A 3,012-nucleotide genomic window follows, 5' to 3' on the forward strand; every position below is an offset into this window, starting at 1 on the left:
TTTCCATGCAAAGCATACCAGGTTATTCCCTGTTTAAATAACAAGGAGTTTATCAAAAGATGCAGTGGATCACTTTTCGATGATCTTACTGCATCAGCCTGGCGCATTTTTGCATGATCATTAACAGATGAGCAAACCGAACATAGCCAACAGGATGTGGAAAAGTTTCAGCAACAGCAACTAGATAAAATACCGCTCGAAAAGAAAGACACCTCTAGCAGTACATCATCAACGAGGGTGATGTCGTCGCAGGCTGAAGAATCTATTACGCCTAGTGGTGATGAACACTCCCAAATCTCGGAAAAACTAGAAAATCCGGCAAAAAATGACCGCACTTTACAGACTGAATCAGTTTCTCCTCCTCTTAATACTGAACCAACTCCAGCGGTTTCTGATGTTGAACCAGTCAATAACCTCGCCCAACAGTTTGCTCAAAATTACGGCATTACGCCTGGTATGAGTATTCAAGCCCAGCGTGAGCAACAAGCGGTAGCGAATGGGTTGGAATTTGCTTGCGTTGGGCGACAGCCTGTCGCCGATATTTGGCAAATTTACCCAAGCCGTCAGCATAAAGCAGAGGCCTATTCACTTGCTCTTGATATTGCCGAACAGCTTGGTTTAGAGGAGTTAGTCGAACATATTGTTAAAGAGCCGGTCGATTATAGCTTTCAAATGAAAATACCGGATAAAGAGTTAGAAGATGAGACTCGACGCTCTATTTATGAATTACTCAGTATGTTGCAAACCCACGATTTGACTTACTCCGATGCTTGTTTTCTAGATACGGCGTTGTTATTAGGTTCTGCGGAACGAGAGCCTAAAATTGATGATACTACCTTGGTTAAGATTTTCCGATTAATCCGTCTTGTTCGTCACTTACGGGCAGCCGTATAAGGGAGGCACTATGCTTGATAATTTAAATAAAGTCATCTTGGATCATATCGTCAACAATATCCGGGAAGGGAATGTGAATACCTGTCATCACCTTGGTTTCTCAACGGCGGAGCTCAGTGAAATTCAACGGCTAAGCATTGACGAGATTTATGATATTGCCCAATCGAAAGTGCCGATAGCGGCAATTAGTATTGATCACAGTGCATTTTGGAAAATGGTCAAAGTGGCGCAGGTCAATTCGCAAGAGCGAATGATCATTGATAGAGCGTTATTACTAGGCATCCGCGAAGAGCCGGGACGAAAAGCCACGGCAACCGATGAACAAAAGACTGAGCTATGGGAATTATGGTGCAAACATAAAGGCAGTATTCAAAGTTTAGAATCAATGGAAGGGTTAGAACTATTAATGCTGTTTGCGGAGGAAACTCAAATTAACTTAACGGCGATTTGGCGTGCCGTTGAGCCTTGGTATCGCAATAAAAAATAACAAAAGAAATTCCCCCGAGGTGAGTATCAGGCACCTCGGGGGCTTGAGGATTGTATTACAAAACTTTCCTCTTGGCTTTGTTAAGAGACCGAAAGCATTATAGCGAAATACCAAGCCAAAACAATGTAAATAATTAAACAAAGGCTTTGGAGAATTAATATGAATATTTTTGAGCAAATAACGACGACCAATACTGAGCAGGGGCTGCTCTTTTTTGGTAACCAGCACGAAACCGTTCCGACTCGATTGCTTTATGATCCGTATCTCACGCCTCGAGCAAAATTTGCTTGGCAATTGATAAAGCATAAAGCGAGAGAGTTTCAAGGGGGACTATTTCCCTCTTATGAGGTATTAGGCAAACTCTTGTCGGATAAGCCCTATATTAATGCAAGCCTGTCGCGTAAAACCGTGAGCCAAACCCTATTACTTTTACGTCTGACCCGTTGGTTGACACTCTGCGAAACGCTACGCAACGATCTTGGGCAAATAAAAGGGAATGTCTATTTACTTCACGATGAGCCGATCCCTATCTTAGACGCTATCCAACTGAATGAAGATTATCTCCATTTATTGCACTCGGCAACCAAGCATAAGGATGCGATAGTGCGGGGTGTTGCCATTCATATCGTTGACAATATCTTAGCAGATAAAACCCAGTGGCATTATGTTTCACATATTGATTGGATGAAAGCCCGATATCAAGATTATTGTTCTCGAATTGAAAATCAAAAAGACGCTGATTTTAACTCACTAAACTTAGATACTATTCAACAAAATTTACTCAGTTCCAATAAGGAACTCGGCTTAAATGATGGGGAACTCAGTCAAAAAGACGATAATTTACCGAGTTCCATTAGGGAATTTAGCAACGTTTCCCCAAGTTCCAATAAGGAACTCAGTAGAGAAAAATTAGCTAACTCATTGATTTTAGGCTCAGTTCCATTAGGGAACTCTGTGAATCAGTACAAGTACAGTACGGTATTTATAAATAAATACTGTACAGGTACACCGGCTGAAATTGACTGGAGATTAAAACTCAGCCCATTTGAAAAGCGAACCATTGCCAAAGCGATGGAGGGGCTTGATCTTGGGTTATGTCAAGCCATCTTATTCGAAGCAGAACAACGGCTAGCGAAAGGTAATATTAAGAAACCACAAGGCTATTTATTGAGCCTTGTCAGAAAAGCACACTTAGGTGAATTTAATCCGTATTTGCTTGAACAGCATTTGAACCAATCAACTTCAACAAGCGGAAAATCACCGGCTCAAACACCTGTGCCAGTACAGAATCAAAACATTTACACTGCGCCAACAATGCAACAACGGCAAGCCAGAGCGGAGATGATACGTAGTTTTAGAGAGAGTTTTTTAAACTAAGTACAAAATTTAATCAGTGTAGGGGGAGCCTACAAAGTATAAAATTTAACCAGTGTGTAGGGGCTACACAAAGAATAAAATTTAACCACTGAAAAGGGACTTCTCAAAGTACAAAATTTAATCACTGTGTTAATGATCATGCAAAAATGCGCCAGGCTGATGCAGTAAGATCATCGAAAAGTGATCCACTGCATCTTTTGATAAACTCCTTGTTATTTAAACAGGGAATAACCTGGTATGCTTTGCATGGAAAC

3 protein-coding genes are annotated in these 3,012 nt (G+C 41.1%); all 3 read left to right on the plus strand.

The features are described 5' to 3' along the window. The first annotated feature begins 240 nt into the window (after nucleotides 1-240). The 3 genes from E4T80_RS12500 (at nucleotide 241) to E4T80_RS12510 (ending at nucleotide 2,758) form a co-directional block, all read left to right on the plus strand. A complete protein-coding gene (locus E4T80_RS12500) occupies nucleotides 241-894 on the plus strand; it encodes a hypothetical protein (RefSeq protein WP_135058706.1) in 654 nt (217 codons plus the stop codon). 10 nt (nucleotides 895-904) lie between these two features. Beyond that, nucleotides 905-1,381, plus strand: coding sequence for a DUF2857 domain-containing protein (locus E4T80_RS12505; RefSeq protein WP_135058707.1), 477 nt, complete (start codon nucleotides 905-907; stop codon nucleotides 1,379-1,381). A 159-nt stretch (nucleotides 1,382-1,540) separates the two neighbouring features. Continuing rightward, on the plus strand, nucleotides 1,541-2,758 hold the full coding sequence (locus E4T80_RS12510; protein ID WP_135058708.1) for an STY4528 family pathogenicity island replication protein: 1,218 nt from the start codon (nucleotides 1,541-1,543) through the stop codon (nucleotides 2,756-2,758). The last annotated feature ends 254 nt before the right edge of the window (nucleotides 2,759-3,012 follow it).

Origin of the sequence: Muribacter muris, from assembly GCF_004569585.1 — a bacterium.
GTDB classification, from domain to species: domain Bacteria; phylum Pseudomonadota; class Gammaproteobacteria; order Enterobacterales; family Pasteurellaceae; genus Muribacter; species Muribacter muris.